The organism is Streptomyces sp. 17_S59 (assembly GCF_056930295.1).
The window spans coordinates 6,284,980-6,303,523 of the sequence record NZ_JBXOWD010000001.1 but is presented as its reverse complement, the minus strand read 5'-3'; the positions used below and the strand labels follow the sequence as shown (position 1 = coordinate 6,303,523).

The following is an 18,544-nucleotide window of genomic DNA, read 5'->3' as shown; positions in this document are numbered from 1 at the left end:
CTCACTGGGCTCCGCCCTCGGATTCCCGCAGCTCCTCCAGCAGCGCGTGCTGCCCGTTGAGCATGTGCGTGAGGATCCGCCGGGCGGCACGCATCAGCTCGGCCACGTCTCCGCCCGAGAGCTCGTAGACGACGGTCGAGCCGGTACGGATCGACGTCACGATCCCCGAGCGGCGGAGCACCGCCAGCTGCTGGGAGAGCGCGGACGGTTCGATCTCCATCGCGGCGAGCAGGTCCCGCACCGGAGTCGGACCGTCCTGGAGCAGCTCCAGCACCCGGATGCGCACCGGATGCCCCAGCATCCGGAAGAACTCGGCCTTCGCCTGATACAGCGGAACCGACACCAGACCCCTCGATCTCTGATCTCTGCCATCGCACGGCCCCGGCCCTCCGGGGCTTGCCCAGTGGCCGTGCCCGCGGCTACCTGCGGACACGGCCAATACATCATGTAGCGAATTGAAGAATTTTGCAATTTATGGTCTGGGCTACTGGCCACCGTCGGAGCCGGGCTCTGTCGGACAGGCTCCGTAGAATCGGCCCGATCTCTTGAGGATCATGGAACGCGCAGAGATGACGCGCAGAGGCGAGGGGTGCGATGGAGCCGGTTGCAGTGACCTCCGCGGGCAAGGTCAGAGGGGTGTCCCGAGACGGAATCGCGCGCTTCCTCGGCATCCCCTTCGCCGCCGCGCCGGAGGGTCCGCTGAGGTTCCGCCCGCCCGTGCCCGCGCCCGGCTGGGACGGGGTCAGGGACGCCGTCGCGTTCGGCGCCGCTCCCCCGCAGCCGGCGCCGGCGCCCGGGGCTCCGGCGATGTGGCGGCCCGGCGACGGGCTGGACTGTCTGACCGTGAACGTATGGACCTCCGGCCTAGGCTCGGCCGGGCTGCCGGTCATGGTGTGGATCTACGGCGGCCAGTGGAAGCACGGCGCGGCGGGCATGCCGCACTACGACGCCGCCGCGCTGGCAGGCTCCGGCGTCGTGGTGGTGACCCTCAACTACCGTGTCGGCTTCGAGGGGTTCGGGCACCTGCCCGGAGTCGAGGACAACCGCGGGCTGCGCGACCAGATCGCCGCCCTGGAATGGGTGCAGGAGAACATCGCCGCCTTCGGCGGCGACCCCGCCAACGTGACGGTCTTCGGCCAGTCCGCCGGTGCCGCCTCCATCGCCCTGCTCACGGCCGCACCGGCCGCCCGGGGCCTGTTCCGGCGCGCGATCGCCCAGAGCATCCCCTCCGGCGTCCTCTCCGTCGCCGAGGCCGGTGCCGCCACCGCGGCGATCGCGGCGGCCGCCGGCGTTCCCGCGACCCCGGAGGCGTTCGCCGCCCTGCCGCCCGAGGCGATCCTGGCCGTCCAGGACGCGCCGCTGCGCGACCGGGACGGGTTCACCGCGTTCGCCCCCGTCGTGGACGGCGACCTCGTGAGCGGGCCGCCGTGGCCGGCGCTCGAGGCTGGTGCGGGCCGGGATGTGGACCTGATCTGCGGGTTCACCGACGAGGAGTACCGGGGACAGGGCCCGCTGGCCCCGCCGGGAGTCGACCTGGCGATCGTCGCCGAGGCAGTCGGCCTGGAGAAGGAATCGGCTGCCGCCTACCGCCGGGCCCATCCCGGCGTCAGCGACGCGGACCTGTTCACGGTGGTGCTGTCCGACGCCCTCATCCGGATGCCGACGACCTGGGTCGCAGAGGCCCACGCCCGCGCGGGCGGGCGGACCTGGCTCTACGACTTCACCTGGCGCGGCCCCGCACTGGGCGCCGGCCACGGCATCGACGTCCCCTTCGTCTTCGGCAACCCTGCGACCCGCCCGGCTGCCCGATTCCTCGGCTCCCCGCCGCCGGCCGACTTCGCGGGGCTGTCCGAGAGCATCCGCACGGCGTGGACGTCCTTCGCGGCCACCGGCGACCCGGGCTGGCCGCGTTTCACCCCGGAACGGCCCGTCACCCGGATCTGGGACACGCCGCCGACCGATGCCTCTTACCCGCTGGAGGATTCCAGGCGCATCTGGGAGGGCGTCACACCGCGGTAGCGGGGCGGCCACCGGTCACCGGTCACCCCAGGCGTCCAAGGCGAGTCGAGCTTCATCACATCAGCGTGGCGTCCGTCCATCGAACTCAAGGGAACCGCTTCGCGATCGCCGCCGCGATCGCGTCCGGTGCGTGTTCCTGAATGAAGTGCCGCGCGCGTGGCAGCTCGACTACGTCGAGATCGGTGAAGGTCGCACGAATTCGCGGGATACAGGCCTCCGGACGGAACACCATGTCCCGCATTCCCCACACCAAGAGGGTCGGCTTGTCGCCGAGCAGGACGGGCACGTCTCGGGCGAGTCGGTCCAGCACGGGGCGCGCGGCACGAATTTCTCCGGGCATGACGGCGAGTCCGCGCCGGGCTTCCGCGGTGGGCTGCACCGCGCGATAGTGGTCGGCCTCGGCCGCGGTGAGCTTGCGCCCCAGCTCTGCGAGCAGGACGCGCTCGACGAGGAAATTCCGCTCGAGTATCCGCCGCTGCATCGGACGGCTGCTCATGATCATACTGAACGCTCGATTGGCCATCGCCTCGGTCGGCCAGAACGAGGTGTTGCCCAGCACGATCCCCCTCACCCGATCCGCGCGCGCGGTGACCGCGCCCAGACCGATGGGTCCGCCCCAATCCTGTCCCATCAGAACGAAGCCGTCGAGCTGCAGGTGATCGATCAACTCGCCCAGGACCGCGGTGTGCTCGGCGATCGTGTAGCCGAAACCCGCAGGACGTTCGGACAATCCGAAACCCGGATAGTCGACGACGACGCACCGGTATCGGTCGCGCAGGTCCTTCACGATGTGACGGTAGAGGAAACTCCACGTCGGAGCGCCATGACAGAACAGGAGCGGCGGCCCGGCCCCCTCGTCGATGTAGTGAACCCGGCCGACGGACGAGTCGAACCAGCGCGACTCGAAAGGGTACAGACTCCCGTCGGGAACGAAGTCGATCAGCATCAGGCCCTCCCTCCGACGCCAGACTACATATGTAGTGCCCGAGCGCGGTAGCCTCCGCAGGCGCCGCCCGCAACGGTCAGCTCTCGCTCAGCGCACCCCTGAGCGCCTTCTCCCGGAACGCACAGAAGACCTTCGCCGGATCCTCGTAGTAGCGCCACGGCACGGCGTTCACATGGCCGTCGACCAACCGGAACTGGATCAGGGCCGCTTCGTGGCGGCCGGCCTTGGTGAGGAAGTACGCGAGCAGGTGGCGGACTTCGGCCAGCCTCGGGTGGTCCTGGCGGGCCGCCGCGACGTCGGCCAAGGCGGCGTCGACGAGAGCGGTGACCTCAGGCCAGCCGTAGGCCTCCTCGGGTGCCTCGTCGTCGTTGGACTCGTACCAGTTGAGGAGCGGGAACATGGTGAGCAGACTTCCGCGGGGCGCAGTTGCGGCGGCCTGGGCCGCGAAGTCGCGGGACAGCTCGGCGGAGCCGTGCCACTTGGCGTACCAGTAGGTGAGGGCGCGCCAGTGCGCCTCGTAGTGGTACGGAGCGCGGGCCGTGACCTCGGCCCACAGCTCGCCCAGGGCGTCGTGCGGGGCGCCCAGACCCATGTACAGCGGGATCTGCAGCAGGTACGGGGTGGGGTCGTCGGGGTGGGCCAGGGACGCGGCCCGCGCGAAGTCCTCGCGAGCCTCGCGCAGTACGCGGTGGAAGCCCGCGAACTGCTCGGCAGTGGTGTCCTTGGCCCAGCCCCCGCCGCGGATCTTCCAGGCGACCGACACCTTCGCGGTCGCGTGGATCACGGCCGCGTCCGGGTCGTCGGGGCGCGCGGCCTGCCAGGCCCGTAGCCAGGCGTCGTCCTCGACCGCGCGCGCGGAGGCGACGCCGACGAGGTGGGAGCGGCGCTCCCAGTCCGTGCCCGCGGCGGCGATGGCCCGGCCCGCGGGCTCCCAGTCGCCCCGTCCGAGAGCCGCCGCCATGGCGTCCGCCTCGGGGTCCGGAGCGGCCCGGTCCGTGTTCTGGCGCTCCGGCGGCAGCAAGTCGGCGCCGGCGACGGCCGCTTCGCGCGCGAGCTTCGCCGTGCGTCGTCTGTTCCGCAGCCAGAAGAAGAGCATGGCGGCGAGGATGATGAGGGGGAAGATTCTCACAGGTATGGGTTTCTACGGTCGTCGGGTATCGAGTCGGTCGGCCCGGTCGGCCAGGAGCGTGCGCAGGGGCAGCGTGTCCGGTACGTCCGCGACGGCATTCCGCACCGCCGCCGTCACCACGTCCTCCACGTCCCCGGCCCCCGGCAGCACCAGCCGGGCAGGTGCGGACCAGGACAGCTCCCAGTACGCCCCGGCCTCCTCCGCCAGGGCCAGCTCCGCGAGCCGGTTCACGCCGGCCTCCAGTGCGGGCCGCAGGAACTCCCGTGCGGCCCGGCCCGTCGCCTGCGCCGCCTCGGGCGACTTGGGCAGGCGATCGGCAATCTGCCAGAGCCGGCCGGCGTCGGCGGCGTCCAGCAGGGCGTTCAGGTCGTCCGCTGCGAGGCCTGCCGACAGTCCGGCCTCCGAGATCGCCGAGCGCAGCGGCTGCGCGGCCTTCTGCGTCAGCGCGTGTGCGGCACGGTGTGTCAGCTCCCGCCACTCCACCCGCTCCAGGGCCAGCGCCTCCGGTGTGAGGACCGCGCCCTCCAGGTCCACCAGCACCCGCTCGGGGTCGCGCAGCAGCTCCAGTGCGGGGCGCGCCGGTGCCGCCGCCATGCCGTCGTCCGGCAGCTCCTCGATGAGCCGTACGCGCTCGGCCACCGGCGGGTGCGAGTCGTACGGGGAGACCTCGTCGGGCGGCAACTCGCCGCGCAGCCCGGCCAGGTCCGCCTGGCGGTGCGGGTCGGCGAGCAGGTGCCGCAGGCCGCCGAAGACCTCGCCCCGCGGCGGGAGCAGGCCCGCCGGGACGCCCAGCGTGGCGTACCGGTCCATGTAGTGTTCGTGCGCCGCGTCGAGGGCTGCGATCGCCCGCAGCGCCGAGGCCGTGGCATCGCGGCCCGCGACCCGGGCCGCCAGCCGGTCGGCCGCGAGCTCCTGCTTCCGGCCGACGCTGTGCGTGGCGCACAGATAGAAGCGTGCGTACGCCTGGAACGGCTTGGCCATCATCCGGTGACCGAACCCGGCACCGCCGGTGTTGACCTTCCGGGGCTTCTTGCCCTTGCGCAGCCTCTTGGCGGCTGCCCGCTCCTGCCGCGAGCGCTCGTCCTTGACGGCCCTCTGCTCGCGCTCCTGGAACGCTTCCACCGTCCGCAGCACGGCGTCGCGGCCGCGCCGCGTGATGCCGGCGACGCGGGTGTCCGCGCTGCCGTAGTGGCCGAGCTCGTGCGCGATGACGGAGTGCAGCTGCAGCTCGGTCAGGCCCGTCAGCAGGGGTACGCCGAGGTACAGGCGGCGCCGGCCGGGCAGCAGGCCCAGCAGCCGGGTGTCCTCGGAGACGGCCGCGTTCACGTCCCCGGTCAGAATGATCTCGTCCGGCGCCCGCGTCCCCGACCGCTCGGCCAGCGACCGTACGGCACGCCACAGTTCGGGCTGCCCGTCCTCGGTCACCGGCAGCCCGTGTTCCTCGCTGCCCTTGGACGTGCCGAGCGCGAAGACGCCCTTCAGCACGGGCAAGCCGAACACCACGGTGACCGCGGTTATTTTGACTGCTGCCAGAACCGGCGCCCGCGTCCACACCGCCACGTCGATGCCGACGAACACGCCGAGCACGACAAGCGCGAGCAGATAGAAGCCGGCCAGCAGCACAAGCGCGCGCAATGCGCGCGGAGAAGTGCCCACAGGGCAGAGTCCCCCCACATGCAGAAAAATCAGTACGCGGGGATTTTACGTGGGCTTTAGGCGGTCGTGCGGATGTTTTCGCGGTACGCCGAATCCACTGCGGCGGGCACAGCCGTCGGCTCGCAAGGGCCGTCCTCCCGTCAACATGCGGATCCCCACCGGGAAATGAGCGACAGAGCCCCCCTGCTACGGTGGGCCGATGGCATCGATCAAGCAGTTCCAGGTCACCTTCGACTGCGCAGAACCTGAGCGCGTCGCCCGTTTCTGGTGCGAGGTGTTGGGGTACGTCGTACCGCCGCCGCCGGAGGGGTTTGCTACGTGGGACGAATTCGATCGCTCGCTGCCGCCCGAGCATCAGGGTTCAGCGTTCGCCTGCATTGATCCCTCAGGTGTGGGCCCGCGACTGTTCTTCCAGCGCGTTCCCGAAGGCAAGGTCGTCAAGAATCGGCTGCATCTTGATGTGCGGGTCGGCACCGGGCTCGTGGGTGAAGAGCGCCTCGCCGCACTCGAGGCCGAGTGCACACGCCTGGTCGCGCTCGGCGCGATACGCGTGCAACTGCTGCGTGCCGATGGCCACAACGAGTCGTGCATCGTCATGCAGGACATCGAGGGCAACGAGTTCTGTCTCGACTGAGCATCCTGCAGCGACAGCCGGGAGAGGGCCCGGCCGGCCACCGCCGGGCGTCCTCCATCGCCTGCCTGTCCATCCGGACAGCTCAAGACCGTTTCCTTCGGGGTCACGCAGGTTTGTTTTCCAAGCCGGGTTCTCAGCTGTTGGTCAGGGTGCGGTCGAGGAGGGGGAGCAGGCGGTCCCAGTGACGCCGGAGCGCGGAGGGATTGAAGGCCTCGGTGTCGGACATGGTGAAGCCGTGGACGGTGCCGGGGTAGACCTCGGTGGTGTAGCCGACACCCGCGGCATCCAGGGCCTGGTTGAGCTCGCCGATGGCCTCGGGCGTCAAGTCGCCCTCGGCGAGGCCGATATGGACCTGGGCGGTGAGCTTGGAGACGAGGCGGTGCGGGCTGTCGGGCGCGTCGGTGACCAGGAAGCCGGGGTGGAATCCGGCGACGGCGGCCACCTGGTCGGGGTGGGCCGCTGCGGTGCGCATCGCCAAGGCGGCGCCCATGCAGTAGCCGATCGCGGCGACCGGTCCGGCGCCGACCTCGGGCTGGGTGGTGAGGAACCGGAGGTAGGCGTCGGCGTCGCGCTGGGCACGTTCGGTGGTGTGCGCCTCGATCAAGGGCATCAGCTGGGCAAAGAGAGCGGGCCGGCTCTCTCCTCCGATGCGCGCGGGAAGTTCGACCACCGGTGCCGGGCCGTGCCGGTAGAAGAGGTTGGGGACGAGCACGTAGTAGCCGTGTTCGGCCAGTTCGCGGGCCATCTCCTTCAGCACGGGCCGCAGGCCGATGGCGTCCATGTACAGCAGCACCCCCGGGTGCCGCTCGCCACGGTCGGGGAAGGCGGCGAAGGCGTCGGCCTGGCCGTCCGCGGTGGGAATCTGCAGCGTCTTGGTCTTGGTGGGCATGGCGGACCTTCCTTCCTTGGGCTGATGCGAGTGCACAGCCTCTGTCAGGGTGGAGGTCAGCCGGAGATCGACCGGCGATGACCTACGATCACCGGTACGAACCGTAGCAGTGATGATCAACCCCGCCGCGACCAGCGCCTGGCCGGCCAGGGGACGGCGTCCGCCTCCCCGAGTGATCAACCCAACGCCCTCCATGCTGACCGCTTCTCGGCACACCGCCGCCGAGGTCGGCGCCGTGGACGCCGTGCTGCTTTCCCACGACCAGCACCCCGACAACCTGGACGCGGCGGGGCGGACGTACGCCCTCGACGCCCCGCTCGTCCTGTCCACAGGATCCGCCCGGGAGCGGCTCGGTGGTCCCGTTCGGGCGCTGGCCAACTGGGACTCGTACGACCTCAAAGGCGGCGTGCGCATCACGGGGGTGCCGGCACAGCACGGGCCCGACGGCAGCGAACACCTCGTGGGCGAGGTCACCGGCTTTGTGATCGAGGGCGAGGGCCAACCGACCGTCTACGTCAGCGGGGACAACGCCTCGCTCGATGTCGTGCGCCGGATCGCGGACCGCTTCGGCCCGATCGACATCGCCGTCCTGTTCGCGGGCGGGGCCCGGACTCCGCTGGTCGGCGACGCCTACCTCACCCTGCCCAGCGACGGCGCGGCCGAGGCGGCCCGGATCCTGGGCGCACGTCACGTCGTCCCTCTGCACTTCGAGCATTGGGCGCACTTCACGCAGGGCCCCGACACCCTCGAACCGGCCTTCGCTCAGGCAGGGCTCGCGGACCGGCTGCATCTGCTCAAGCCCGGCGAGCAGGTCGAACTCTAAACGGTCACAGCCACTCGTTGACGGCCGCGACGCGAAACTGCTTCATCGCAGCTCCCTATCCGCGAAGGCGCGGAAGGTGCGTGCGGACCGGCCGGTGACGCGCTGGACGGAGTCGGTGATCCGGTCCTCCGCCCCCTCGGCGATGGCCCGGTCCATGCCGGCCAGCATCGCGGCGAACTCCTCCGGCATCAGTGCGGTGAGCCGGTCGCGCATCTCCTCGTAGGACAGCCGACGGTGGACCACGGGTCGGCCGGTGACCTCGGTGACGATGGTGGCGATGTCGTCATAGCTGAGCGTCTCGGGTCCCGTGAGGACGAGATCGGTGTTGGGGGCGTGCACGTCGGTCAGGGCGTGGACGGCCACGGCCGCGATGTCCTCGGCGTCGACGAATCCGACCCGGCCGGTCCCGGTGGCGGTCAGGAGGGTGCCGTCCGTGCGGATGCTGAGGGCATGCATGTGCGTGCCGGTGAAGTTCTGCATGAACCAGGACGGCCGCAGCACCGCCCACTCGTCGAAGATGCCCGGCAGTGCCTGGTGCACCAGGCCCACGGCCGGTCCGCCCTCCGGGATGGAGGAGGCGCTCAGGATCACCGCGCGCCGTACACCGGCGGCGTGGGCCCTGCGCAGGAAGGGCAGGACGACGGCAGCGGGGTCGGGATCGCCCACGGGCGGGATCACGTAGACGCGGTCGACGGCATCGACGCCGCCGACGCCGTCGAGGGCGGCGCTATGGGTTCCGGGGTCGTACCAGTCGAAGGCGACCGCCTCCGCTCCGGCCACCGGCGTTGCCCTGCGGCCGGCCGCCTTGACCGCGTGACCGGCGGCCGTCAGCTGCGCGGTGACGCGGCTGCCGGTGGTGCCGGTGGCACCGATGACGAGCGTGGTGCCGATGACCGGAGAGGTGTTGTCGGTGACCGGAGAAGTGCCGACGGCGGTCATCGGCTGCTCCCGGCGAAGTCGATGCCGGGTTCGAGGACGGCGAGGGGGTTCCAGTAGTCGCGGTACGAGGTGATGCACCCTTCGTCGACGGTGACGACCGCGATGTAGGTCATGTCGATGGGACGGTCGGTCTCCACCAGTCGGCCGACGCCGCGCATCTCGACCACGATGGTCCGCGGATCGGCGGTCTCGTGGATCCGCAGGTCGGCTTCGGGGAAGTCGTGCAGATCGATGTGGTCGGGGTAGGGCCCCATGTAGGCGGCGATGGCATCTTTCCCCTCCAGCCGCGCGGGCCAACCCGGGGGCGCGAACGGGAACTCCATCACGCCGTCCTCGGCCCACAGGCCGACCCAGCCGGGAATGTCCTTGTCGAGCAGGAGTCGCAGGCTGTGGCGGTACAGATCCGCCGGAGAGATCGATACGGGTACAGACATGAGTGTCCTCCGCCCTCATAGAATACGGACCCTGGGTCCGGTTCGTCGATGACGACGATACGGACTACGGGTCCGCTTTTCAATTGGAGGAACCGCGTGACCGAGCGCAAACCCCGCAAGGACGCCGCCCGTAACCGCAAGGCCGTCCTGGAGGCCGCCGACGCTCTCTTCGCCCGCTCCGAGAGCCCCGAGGACCTCACGATGGCCGACATCGCGACGGCCGCCGGGGTCGGCAAGGGAACGCTCTTCCGCGCCTTCGGCGACCGCGCCGGCCTGCTCCGCGCGCTGTACGAGGCCCGGCTCGAACCGATCAGGGAGGCCGTGGAAGCGGGCCCGCCACCCCTCGGGCCCGCCACCCCGCCGCAGGAGCGCGTACCCGCCCTGCTCGACGCCGTCCTGTGCTTCAAGCTCGACAACCGCCGCCTCGCGCTGGCCCTGGAGGAGAGCGGGAGCGGCAGCCTGTACCAGGCGGAGCACTACGAGCGGTGGCACGGCCTGCTCCGGTCCGTGCTGGAGCAGATCCCGGGCCTGACCGACGCCGGGTTCACCGCCCATGCCCTGCTCGCCGCCACCCGCGCCGACCTCGTGGAGCGCCTGGCCGGTCAGGACGGCACGTCGCGCGAGAGGCTGCGGGCCCAACTGGCGGACTACGCCGGGAGAGTCGTGGCCCGGAACCCGGACACGTCCCGCCCGGGTGCTTCCCGTCCGGACTAGGGGGGCGGGCGGACCGCCGCGGGGCGTCAGCGCCGCGAATCGGTTCGGATGCAGGCCGTCGAGTTGTTCGAGTAGAAGATCAAGCCGCCGGAGGCCGCGCGGTGGCTGCGGGTGAGCCGGGAATCGGCCTGCCAGTGGCACCAGCTGTGGCGGGACCGCGGCGTGCAGGCCCTGGCCTCGCGTGGCGCAAGCGGGTCACGGTACGTGATCAGTCCGCTGTGGACCGGCTCGTGGCGTGTCGGTAAGCCTGCTGATGTCGACCTGCTCGGTCAGGCGGTGACCGTGAAGCCGTGCCTCCGGCCGAGCTTGGTCAGGGACAGCTGATCGGGGACGCCGTCCGCCGCGGCGCCTTCGTAGCCGAGGTGCCGCTGCCACGCCGCGTACGCCGTGATGGTGAGGCACTCGAAGTTGCCGTCGTTGTTGATGGTGTCGAGCAGGCCCTCGGCGTGCAGCGCCCCCTCGACGAGGCGGACGCCGTCGGGGTAAGTCGGGTGGTCTTGCGCGGCGCCCGGGTCGGAGCGGGTCAGGGTGATGAGGCGGCCGAGGTCGATGCTGGGCTCGCCGTGCGTGTCGAGCGCCAGGATCTCCGTCGCGCGGGCGATGATCCGGCCGCGCTGTGCTTTGCGCTTGTCACCGGGGCAGTGCGGGTGCCCGCCCCAGGCGTCGCCGCCCACGCCGTGCCAGGTCAGTCCGGGCTGGGTCGTGCTGTCCACGACGTCCAGCGGCCAGCCGAAGGTGGAGTTCCCCCAGGCGTAGATGTGCGCCACCCCCTCCACCTGGGCGGCGGTGAGCGGGGTGTCCGGGTGGCCTTCGGTCTCCACGCTGGCGTAGTACGGGTTGCCCAGATGCTGCGCGAAGGCGTAGTCGACGCCGGTCTCGACGTACTGCTCGATCCGGCCCATGGTGCTGACCCAGAAGTCGGAGCTGACCGAGTTGGCGGGATTGTTGAAGTAGCCGTAGGGGCTGTTGGTGTCGTCCTGGACGTGCAGGACCAGGCCACGGTGTTCGAGGACACCGTTCTTGTGGGCGTTGACGACGGGCCGCCAGGCGGCGCCGGGCATGCGTGCCATAGGTTCTCCAGGGCGTGGCCGAGGCTCCGGCCGGGACGGCACCGGAGCGGAAAAGGGCAGGACGGCTCGGTCCGTGACGGTCCGAGAGTCCAGCGGGGTGCAGCTCAGAATCTGCATGCCCTGGCCGCGGACCCTGAGGACGACACGGACCGCATTCGGGTGGATGGAGCCGGGCGCGTCACGGGCGTGCCGTCCTGACGTTGCCGCCCAGTACCAGCCCGGGAAGTGACGCTCACGGCGCGACCAGCGAAACGTGCGCACCGGAGCAACATCCTGAGCCGCCCGGCCGAGCACCGCGCTGCATGTTGGGGGGTGCTGGTGCCGTCGATTGCGACGTCGTTGACTCCGCCGAACTCCGTCCCGTCGCCGGGCCCACCGAGCCACTCGACCAAAGGAATGAATATATCGACATAGCAGCGTATTTACTCACTTCGTCGGCAAGTCCTCTTGACATCCACATCGGGGACCTGCTGGAGGAGACATCACCATGCGCCCACGTTCGCACTGGCGTCCGAGAATCGTGTCCGTCATAACCGCTGTGACCCTCTTCGCCGCGCTCCCGGGCGTCGCAGCCGCGCGATCCGCGCCGCCGTCTCCCGCCGCGGCGGTGCTGGACGACGACGAAATCGCCTGTGAAGGAGCAGGAGAGAGCAGCACTGCCACGCCGCAGAGCAGGGGCATTCGCCCGAGTGCAGCGGTCCCCGAGAAGTGGCCGAACGGCATCCCCAACCGGGACACTGCTGTGGGCCTGCTGCGCGGCCTGTCGGTGAAGGCCTACGACGCAACCGGATACGACAGGAAGAAGTTCGGCGCCTCCTGCTGGACCAGGCAGGGCCCGGACAACTGCAAGACCCGTGACATCGTCCTGCAGAACCAGTCCGACGAGCCGGTGAAGCTGGACGGTCCCTGCAAGGTCACGAAGGGTAAGTGGTACAGCGAGTACGACGGCGACATCATCACCAACCCCAGCAAGGTCGACATCGACCACATCGTGCCGCTCAAGGCCGCGTGGGGTTCGGGCGCGAGCGGCTGGGACGACGCCAAGCGCAAGAAGTTCGCCAACGACATCGACTATTCGCCGCAGCTGATCGCCGTCTCCCAGTCGAGCAACCGGGCGAAGGCCGACAAGGGACCCGACAAATGGCTGCCCGCTTCTGCCGAGTGCACGTACAGCCAGGCATGGATCGCCGTGAAGGATCACTACGGCCTGTCGGTCACCAAGGACGAGAAAGACACCTTGGAAACCACGCTGGACGACTGCTGAGCGTCAGGCTCTGACCTGCTACAGAAGCCGGGCACGTCCATCTGCTGAGTGCCGACGACGGACAGCAGACGCAGTGCCTCTGCCGACGGCGAACCGGGGGCGGCGGTGTAAATGACGAGTTGCTGGTCCCGGTCGGCGATATCCAGGACGTCGCAGCTGACGGCGACGGGGCCGACGAGGGGGTGCTCGAAGGTCTTGCAGAGGGTGGGGCGGGCGGCCACGTCGTGCGTGGCCCAGAGCCGGGTGAACTCCTCGCTGCCGGCGAGGAGTTCCTCGACCAGACCGGCCACCTCCGGGTCGTTGGGGTAGCGAGCTGCGGCGGCGCGCAGGTGCTGAGCGGAGGTCCGGGCGAACTCGTCCGCGTCCGAGACGCCGTACAGCCGTCGGCCGTGCCGGTACGGGCCGAGGAAGGCGCGCCGGATGAGGTTCCGGTCCTGGCGCGACAGGGCGGAGAAGTCCTCCATCAGGGCGGCGGCCAGGCCGTTCCAGGCGATGACCTCGTACGTCGCGGACATCACGATCGCCGCGGCTTCCGGCAGCCGCTGCAGCAGGTCGACGATGCTCTGCCGTACCTCCCGCGAAGGCCCTGGCAGCGGTCCGGGCGGGGCACCGGCGAGGTGGTGGAGGTGAGCGCGCTCGGCGTCCGGCAGGCGCAGCGCGCGGGCGAGTTGGGCCAGCACCTCGCGGGAGGGGCGTGGGGCTCGGGCCTGCTCCAGTCGCGTGTAGTACTCGGTCGAGATGAACGCCAGCTGCGCCACCTCCTCACGACGCAGTCCCGGGGTGCGGCGGCGCGCCCCGGCGGGCAACCCCACGTCGGCGGGGGTGATGCGCTCGCGCCTGCTGCGCAGGAAGTCACCAAGCTCTCGTCGTACTCGTCGATCCATCTCCCCAGTGTGCGCGAGCACCGAGGCGCCCAGCCAGGTACTGCCGGTGCCTGGATGAGCGGGGCGGCCGGGCCCAGGCTGGTCGGCATGAACAACACACCGATCACGTCCATCACGACCTCGGGTCTGCTCACCGACAAGGTCGCCTTCATCACTGGTGCCGGTCGCGGCATCGGCGCCGCATCAGCGCGGCTGTTCGCCCGGGAGGGTGCCCGGGTGCTCCTCGCGGCACGCACGGAGTCCCAGCTCAAGGCGGTGGCCGAGGAGATTCGGACGGCCGGCGGCACCGCGGACTACGTGGTGTGCGACCTGGCCGACCCGGCAAGCGTCCGTGCCGCCGTCAACCGGTGCGTGGAGCTGTACGGCCGGCTCGACGTGGCCTTCAACAACGGCGCGACGGGTCAGCCGCCCGGTCCGATGGACCAGCTGTCGGAGGCCGATTTCGACCACGTCTGCGCCGTCAATCTCAAGGGCCCGTGGCTGGCCATGACCGCCGAGATCGCTGCCATCCGCGCCACCGCGAAGCGCGGAGCCATCGTCAACACCTCCAGCGTCGGCAGCCTGATGGGCAACCCCCAGCTGCCCGCGTACGGCGCGACGAAGCGGGCAGTCAACAGCCTCACCGCGTCGGCAGCCGCCACGTACGGCCCGGAGGGTATCCGCGTCAACGCCATCGCGCCCGGCACCACGCTCACCGAGATGCTGCACGAGTGGGATGAGAAGTCACCCGGCACCATCGAACAGCTCAACGCGCAGACCCCGCTGGGCCGCGCCGCCGATCCGGAAGAGATCGCCCAGGCCGCCGCCTGGCTCCTCAGCGACCGCTCCTCGTACGTCACCGGCACGGTCCTCCGGGTCGACGGCGGCATGCGCGCCTGAGAGACGTCCGTCATCAGGCGGAGGATCGAGGTGTCGGCGGCGTTCAGCGCGGAATCACCCAGCCCGGCACCCACGTCCCGGCGGCGTCGTGGCCGGCCGTTGTGGCGGCGAGGTGGGCGCGGAGGGCGGCCAGTGCCGGATGGGGGTTGTCGCGGTGCCAGAGGAGCGAGTGCGGGTAGACGGGCGTCGGGTCGGTCACCGGGATGCGGCGCAGGCCGTGGCCTGCGGGCCAGACGAGGCGGGTGTGCTCGCCCATGAAGGTGGCCAGGGCCGGGGTGTCGGCGACGGTGTCGAGGAGCGCGTCGGAGCCGAAGTTGGGGCCGGTCGCCTCGATGGTGAGGCCGAACTCGGCAATGAGGTCGTCGTAGTAGGCGGTCCACTCGGTACCGGGGGCGAGGCCGGGCATCCAGATCCGGTGCCCGGCGAGCTGGGCGACGGTCACCGACCGCGCTCCCGCCAGCGCGTGGGCGGGGCCGGTGAGGAGCTGGAGCGGCTCGTCGATCACCCGGACGGACTCGATGTCCTCGGGAAGGGGCCGGCCGGGCATGCCGACGGCGCGAAAGGACGCGTCGATCGCACCGGACCGGATGGCGGCGACGGCCGCCTCGATCTCGAACAGCATCACCACGTCGAGGTCGATCTCGGGGTGCGCGCGGTGGAAGCCGCGCATCAGGCCCGACGCCGCGCCGCGCGAGTTAATCACGTCGACGCGCAGCGGACGGCGGCCGGCGCGCACGGACTCGACGGCCCGGTCGGCGGCGCGCAGCAGCTCACGCGCGTGGGGCAGGAACGCCTGCCCGTCGATGGTGAGCTCGGCGCCGCGCGGAGTGCGGGTGAACAGCCGCACGCCGAGGTTGCGCTCCAGCGCGGCGATGCGCTTGGAGACGGCCTGCTGGGTGACCGCCAGCTCGGCGGCGGCCTCCTGGAACTGCCCCGCGTCGGCGGCGGCGACGAAGGTCCGGACGGTGTCGAGGTCCACGCCGACACCCTATGGGCACAACCGCTGGTTGTGGCCGACAGCCCAGCGGTTGTTTGCTCCCCGGATATGGCGCCAGCTTTGATGCTTCCGATCGCGAATCGGTTGTACGGGTGAGTGGCGAGGGGGCGTCGGGCATGAGGAGCGGGTACCGGCTGGGGCGGCGGTTCGGGTGGCTGTGGGGAGCGTACGGGACCAGCGCGCTCGGCACGTGGCTCGCCTTCGGTGCGTTCCCGCTGATCGCCATCCGGGTGCTGCACGCCGGACCGGCCGAGGTCGCCGCGCTCTCCTCCGTGGGGGCTGCGGTGGGCGCGGCCGTGGCGGTTCCGCTCGGCCCGTGGGTGGAGTTCCGCCGCAAGCGGCCGGTGCTGATCACGATGGACCTGGTGCGGTTCGCGGCGCTGCTGACGATCCCCGCCGCGTTCGCGCTCGGCGTGCTCACCTTCCTTCAGCTCCTGCTGGTGTCGGTCGTCGTCGCGGCGGCCGACATCACCTTCCGCGCCGCCTCCGGCGCGTACCTGAAGACGCTGCTGCCGGCCGAGGTCCTGCTCGTCGCCAACGCCCGGTTCGAGTCCACGGCCTGGACGACCACGATCGTCGGACCGCCGCTGGGCGGCGCGGCGATCGGGCTCCTCGGTCCGGTGGCGACGGTGGTGGCCGACGCGGTCAGCTACCTGCTCTCGGCCCTGGGCATCCGTGCGACGGGCGGCGGGGACGAGCCGCTGCCCGAGGGCCGGAAGGCCGCGCGCATGCGGGCCGGGGACCTGCTCGACGGCTGGCGGTACATCCTCGCCGACGCGACGCTGCGTCCGCTGTTCTTCAACACCGCTTTGTTCAACGGCCTGGTGATGGCCGCCGAGCCGCTGCTGGCCGTCCTGATGCTCGGCCGACTCGGGTTCGCACCGTGGCAGTACGGCCTCGCCTTCGCCGCGCCCTCGATCGGCGGCCTGCTCGGTTCGCGGCTCGCCCGACCGCTCGTCACCCGGTTCGGGCACCACCAGATCCTGGTCGTGGCCGGGACGCTGCGCGCGATCTGGCCCGTCGGCCTGGCCTTCCTGGGGCCGGGCACCGGAGGGCTGCTGCTGGTGATGGGCGTCGAACTCGGGCTCATCTTCTGCTGCGGGGTCTTCAACCCCGTCTACGCCACCTACCGCCTCGAGCGCACGGCGACGGACCGGGTCGCCCGCACGCTGTCCGCCTGGGCGGTGACGACCAAAGCCTCGACCGCGCTGCTGACGGCCGTCTGGGGCGTGCTGGGCGCCCTGCTCGGCCCGCGCACGGCCGTCGGCCTGGCCGGCGTGCTCCTGCTGGCGACCCCGCTGCTGCTCCCCCGTCGCGCCGCAGCGCCTCTCTCCGAGTCCGATCCGGAGCCGGAGCCGGCACCGAGCCGCGCTTGACGGTCCGTCACGGCCGTCACGGTCATCACCGCGATCAGACTGCCCCCCCCCCGGCTCGAACACCGTCCAAACGGCAGCAGCCTGAAGAGATTTCACCTGGATTCGTCAGACCCCTGTCTCATCGGCGGTCTACCGTACGGGCATACCCGCGCTGCCCACCGCGGGTCACATGAGGAGGAATCCTGTGTCATCGCCCTGTGATCCCGAGCATGCTCCCGCCGGTGATGTGGGTGCTGCGCTCATGATGATCGACTCTCGGCTCAAAAGCATCTACGACGGCAAGACCGAGACCGACCCGGGACAACGGGCGCTGATCGACCAGGTCACCGCGTCATTGGGGCCCGGGGGAGCCAATGACGTGCTGGACGGCACGTGCACGCTCATCTTCATGTTCATGCAGTGGCTGCGCACGGCCTGCGAGCAGCACGACGAGGACGTCATCGCGTATGTGGTGCCCAACCTCGTGGCGACGATGCGCATGATGCCCAGGAGTGTTCGCCCTGAGGCCATCCCCACCATGGCCGGCCTGCTCGTCGCCGCGGGCACGGGCCTGAGTCCCAGCCTGTGGCGCAAACAGTACGGATTCTGGACCGAGGTCGAGATGAATCCCCTGGAAGCCACCGCCTTCCTGCTCGCGGAGCAGATCAACCGCCTCACGGGCGACCCCGACTTCGCCACCCGCCTGATCACCGAAGCTCTGTCCGATGCGGACTGACACTGGCGTACCGCATCTATCGCCGACACGGACTTCGCCGAGTTCGCCGATGCTGCCGATGCTGCCGATGCATCGGGCGTTTTTCGCGGCTTCGACGGCGGCTGGCCCGACGTCCCTCAGACAAGCCGCAGCCAACAGCGGCGCCACGGCAGCCGATCGCCTGGTCCGTCAACAGCGCACTCTGAGACAAAGCCATCATCAGGGGCATGAGTAGGGTGGACGTCATGCTGGACACCCTGCGCCGCGAGCTGGGTCACGACTGGATGGTCGAGGACCGTCGCCACGTCTCGTGACGCCGATGTGCAGCAGCGGGCTGACCTTCAAGGCAGCCCGCTGCAACCGCCAAGGGGTCATCTCATTTGGCGACTCCACTGCCGCAGACGAGGGCGAGGAATGTGCCTCGGGGTGCAACAAGATCAGATAGCGTGCGCGGCTATGGGTGAGCTGATAGTGATCCGGCACGGCCAGACCGAGTGGAGCCTGTCGGGCCGGCATGCCGGCCGGACCGACGTGCGGCTGACCGGCGAGGGTGAGGCGGCGGCCAGGGCTCTGGCACCGAGGCTGGCACGCCGCGATCTGGTCGCCGTGTTCAGCAGCCCGCTGAGCCGTGCCATGCGGACAGCCGAGCTGGCCGGCCTGACCAGCGCCGAGCCCGATCCCGACCTGTTGGAATGGGACTACGGCGGCTACGAGGGCCTGACCGCCGAGCAGATCAAAGAGTTGAGGCCGGACTGGGACCTGTGGCGGGACGGCGTCATTCCCGGCGACGCCGATCATCCCGGCGAGCAGCTCCAGCAGGTGGCCGCACGGACAGACGCGGTGCTGGACCGCATCCGTCCGCTCCTGCGCGAGGGCGATGTCGCCGTCGTCGCGCACGGCCATCTCGCCCGCGTTCTCACCGTGCGCTGGCTCGGCCTCGACGCGTCCGCGAGCCGGCTGCTCGGACACCCGCATCCGGGCACCCTCAGCTTCCTGGCCACCGAGGACGGGCAGCCGTTCATCTCAGCCTGGAACGTCCCCTAGGGGGTGTCTGGTGGCTCTCCGCGGCGTCGCGGCACCTGGCACCAGCGCTCGCTGCTTTGCCGTCGTCCTGACGCTGGTCGAACACCTCGCCGGCCGTCAACGCGCACATTCCGGAGCCGATGCAGCGCTCGGCGTCCACACCGATCCTCATCG

At 70.6% G+C, this 18,544-nt stretch carries 20 protein-coding genes and 1 pseudogene; 10 read left to right on the top strand and 11 right to left on the bottom strand.

The window, feature by feature from the left end; genetic code table 11:
* Nucleotide 1: 1 nt before the first annotated feature.
* Nucleotides 2–343: an ArsR/SmtB family transcription factor gene (locus tag AC1Z4A_RS28540; RefSeq protein ID WP_483682738.1), complete on the bottom strand. Its 342-nt coding sequence runs from the start codon at nt 341–343 to the stop codon at nt 2–4.
* A gap of 251 nt (nt 344–594) precedes the next feature.
* Between AC1Z4A_RS28540 and AC1Z4A_RS28535 the strand changes: the two genes are divergently transcribed.
* On the top strand, nt 595–2,019 hold the full coding sequence (locus AC1Z4A_RS28535; RefSeq protein WP_483682737.1) for a carboxylesterase/lipase family protein: 1,425 nt from the start codon (nt 595–597) through the stop codon (nt 2,017–2,019).
* Between the two features lie 85 nt (nt 2,020–2,104).
* On the opposite strand, the gene AC1Z4A_RS28530 is transcribed toward AC1Z4A_RS28535, so the two are convergent.
* From AC1Z4A_RS28530 to AC1Z4A_RS28520, 3 genes are all read right to left on the bottom strand, one after another.
* Nucleotides 2,105–2,965, bottom strand: coding sequence for a haloalkane dehalogenase (locus tag AC1Z4A_RS28530; RefSeq protein WP_483682736.1), 861 nt, complete (start codon nt 2,963–2,965; stop codon nt 2,105–2,107).
* A gap of 76 nt (nt 2,966–3,041) precedes the next feature.
* Nucleotides 3,042–4,094, bottom strand: coding sequence for a DUF4034 domain-containing protein (locus AC1Z4A_RS28525; protein ID WP_483682735.1), 1,053 nt, complete (start codon nt 4,092–4,094; stop codon nt 3,042–3,044).
* Between the two features lie 12 nt (nt 4,095–4,106).
* Nucleotides 4,107–5,750 carry a M48 family metallopeptidase gene (locus tag AC1Z4A_RS28520; RefSeq protein WP_483682734.1) on the bottom strand — a complete coding sequence of 548 codons (1,644 nt, stop codon included), beginning with the start codon at nt 5,748–5,750 and terminating at the stop codon, nt 4,107–4,109.
* A 199-nt stretch (nt 5,751–5,949) separates the two neighbouring features.
* On the opposite strand from AC1Z4A_RS28520, the gene AC1Z4A_RS28515 reads away from it, so the two are divergent.
* Nucleotides 5,950–6,384 (top strand): VOC family protein, encoded by a 435-nt coding sequence (locus AC1Z4A_RS28515; RefSeq protein WP_483682733.1) that lies wholly within the window; start codon nt 5,950–5,952, stop codon nt 6,382–6,384.
* Between the two features lie 133 nt (nt 6,385–6,517).
* Here AC1Z4A_RS28515 and AC1Z4A_RS28510 read toward each other — a convergent pair whose 3' ends face one another.
* Nucleotides 6,518–7,273, bottom strand: coding sequence for a dienelactone hydrolase family protein (locus tag AC1Z4A_RS28510; RefSeq protein WP_483682732.1), 756 nt, complete (start codon nt 7,271–7,273; stop codon nt 6,518–6,520).
* Between the two features lie 112 nt (nt 7,274–7,385).
* Between AC1Z4A_RS28510 and AC1Z4A_RS28505 the strand changes: the two genes are divergently transcribed.
* A complete protein-coding gene (locus tag AC1Z4A_RS28505; RefSeq protein WP_483682731.1) occupies nt 7,386–8,096 on the top strand; it encodes an MBL fold metallo-hydrolase in 711 nt (236 codons plus the stop codon).
* A 42-nt stretch (nt 8,097–8,138) separates the two neighbouring features.
* Here the strand turns inward: AC1Z4A_RS28505 and AC1Z4A_RS28500 are convergent, their stop codons facing one another.
* Nucleotides 8,139–9,035: an NmrA family NAD(P)-binding protein gene (locus tag AC1Z4A_RS28500; RefSeq protein ID WP_483682730.1), complete on the bottom strand. Its 897-nt coding sequence runs from the start codon at nt 9,033–9,035 to the stop codon at nt 8,139–8,141.
* Nucleotides 9,032–9,469, bottom strand: coding sequence for a nuclear transport factor 2 family protein (locus AC1Z4A_RS28495; RefSeq protein ID WP_483682729.1), 438 nt, complete (start codon nt 9,467–9,469; stop codon nt 9,032–9,034). The genes AC1Z4A_RS28500 and AC1Z4A_RS28495 overlap by 4 nt, the downstream gene beginning before the upstream one ends.
* Nucleotides 9,470–9,565: 96 nt before the next feature.
* On the opposite strand from AC1Z4A_RS28495, the gene AC1Z4A_RS28490 reads away from it, so the two are divergent.
* Together AC1Z4A_RS28490 and AC1Z4A_RS28485 are read left to right on the top strand one after the other, a co-directional pair.
* Entirely contained in the window at nt 9,566–10,183 is a 618-nt protein-coding gene (locus tag AC1Z4A_RS28490) for a TetR/AcrR family transcriptional regulator (RefSeq protein WP_483682728.1), read from the top strand.
* Nucleotides 10,184–10,399: pseudogene (locus tag AC1Z4A_RS28485) on the top strand (helix-turn-helix domain-containing protein); the annotation flags it as partial.
* A gap of 53 nt (nt 10,400–10,452) precedes the next feature.
* On the opposite strand, the gene AC1Z4A_RS28480 reads toward AC1Z4A_RS28485, so the two are convergent.
* Nucleotides 10,453–11,253: an N-acetylmuramoyl-L-alanine amidase gene (locus AC1Z4A_RS28480; protein ID WP_483682727.1), complete on the bottom strand. Its 801-nt coding sequence runs from the start codon at nt 11,251–11,253 to the stop codon at nt 10,453–10,455.
* A gap of 538 nt (nt 11,254–11,791) precedes the next feature.
* On the opposite strand from AC1Z4A_RS28480, the gene AC1Z4A_RS28475 reads away from it, so the two are divergent.
* Nucleotides 11,792–12,517: an HNH endonuclease family protein gene (locus tag AC1Z4A_RS28475; RefSeq protein WP_483682726.1), complete on the top strand. Its 726-nt coding sequence runs from the start codon at nt 11,792–11,794 to the stop codon at nt 12,515–12,517.
* Here AC1Z4A_RS28475 and AC1Z4A_RS28470 read toward each other — a convergent pair.
* Complete coding sequence (locus AC1Z4A_RS28470; protein WP_483682725.1) at nt 12,454–13,401, bottom strand: helix-turn-helix transcriptional regulator; 948 nt, start codon at nt 13,399–13,401, stop codon at nt 12,454–12,456. The genes AC1Z4A_RS28475 and AC1Z4A_RS28470 overlap by 64 nt on opposite strands.
* Before the next feature lie 54 nt (nt 13,402–13,455).
* On the opposite strand from AC1Z4A_RS28470, the gene AC1Z4A_RS28465 reads away from it, so the two are divergent.
* Nucleotides 13,456–14,280, top strand: coding sequence for an SDR family NAD(P)-dependent oxidoreductase (locus AC1Z4A_RS28465; protein ID WP_483683761.1), 825 nt, complete (start codon nt 13,456–13,458; stop codon nt 14,278–14,280).
* Nucleotides 14,281–14,323: 43 nt separating this feature from the next.
* Here the strand turns inward: AC1Z4A_RS28465 and AC1Z4A_RS28460 are convergent, their stop codons facing one another.
* Complete coding sequence (locus tag AC1Z4A_RS28460; protein WP_483682724.1) at nt 14,324–15,259, bottom strand: LysR family transcriptional regulator; 936 nt, start codon at nt 15,257–15,259, stop codon at nt 14,324–14,326.
* 134 nt (nt 15,260–15,393) lie between these two features.
* Between AC1Z4A_RS28460 and AC1Z4A_RS28455 the strand changes: the two genes are divergently transcribed.
* The 3 genes from AC1Z4A_RS28455 to AC1Z4A_RS28445 all read left to right on the top strand — a co-directional run bounded on the left by AC1Z4A_RS28455 (nt 15,394) and on the right by AC1Z4A_RS28445 (nt 18,391).
* On the top strand, nt 15,394–16,653 hold the full coding sequence (locus AC1Z4A_RS28455; protein WP_483682723.1) for an MFS transporter: 1,260 nt from the start codon (nt 15,394–15,396) through the stop codon (nt 16,651–16,653).
* A 184-nt stretch (nt 16,654–16,837) separates the two neighbouring features.
* Nucleotides 16,838–17,368, top strand: a complete 531-nt coding sequence (locus AC1Z4A_RS28450; RefSeq protein ID WP_483682722.1) for a hypothetical protein — start codon at nt 16,838–16,840, stop codon at nt 17,366–17,368.
* Between the two features lie 435 nt (nt 17,369–17,803).
* Nucleotides 17,804–18,391: a histidine phosphatase family protein gene (locus tag AC1Z4A_RS28445; protein WP_483682721.1), complete on the top strand. Its 588-nt coding sequence runs from the start codon at nt 17,804–17,806 to the stop codon at nt 18,389–18,391.
* Here the strand turns inward: AC1Z4A_RS28445 and AC1Z4A_RS28440 are convergent.
* Nucleotides 18,366–18,542: a ferredoxin gene (locus tag AC1Z4A_RS28440; RefSeq protein WP_483682720.1), complete on the bottom strand. Its 177-nt coding sequence runs from the start codon at nt 18,540–18,542 to the stop codon at nt 18,366–18,368. The two genes, AC1Z4A_RS28445 and AC1Z4A_RS28440, sit on opposite strands and share 26 nt — an antisense overlap.
* Nucleotides 18,543–18,544 lie beyond the last annotated feature (2 nt).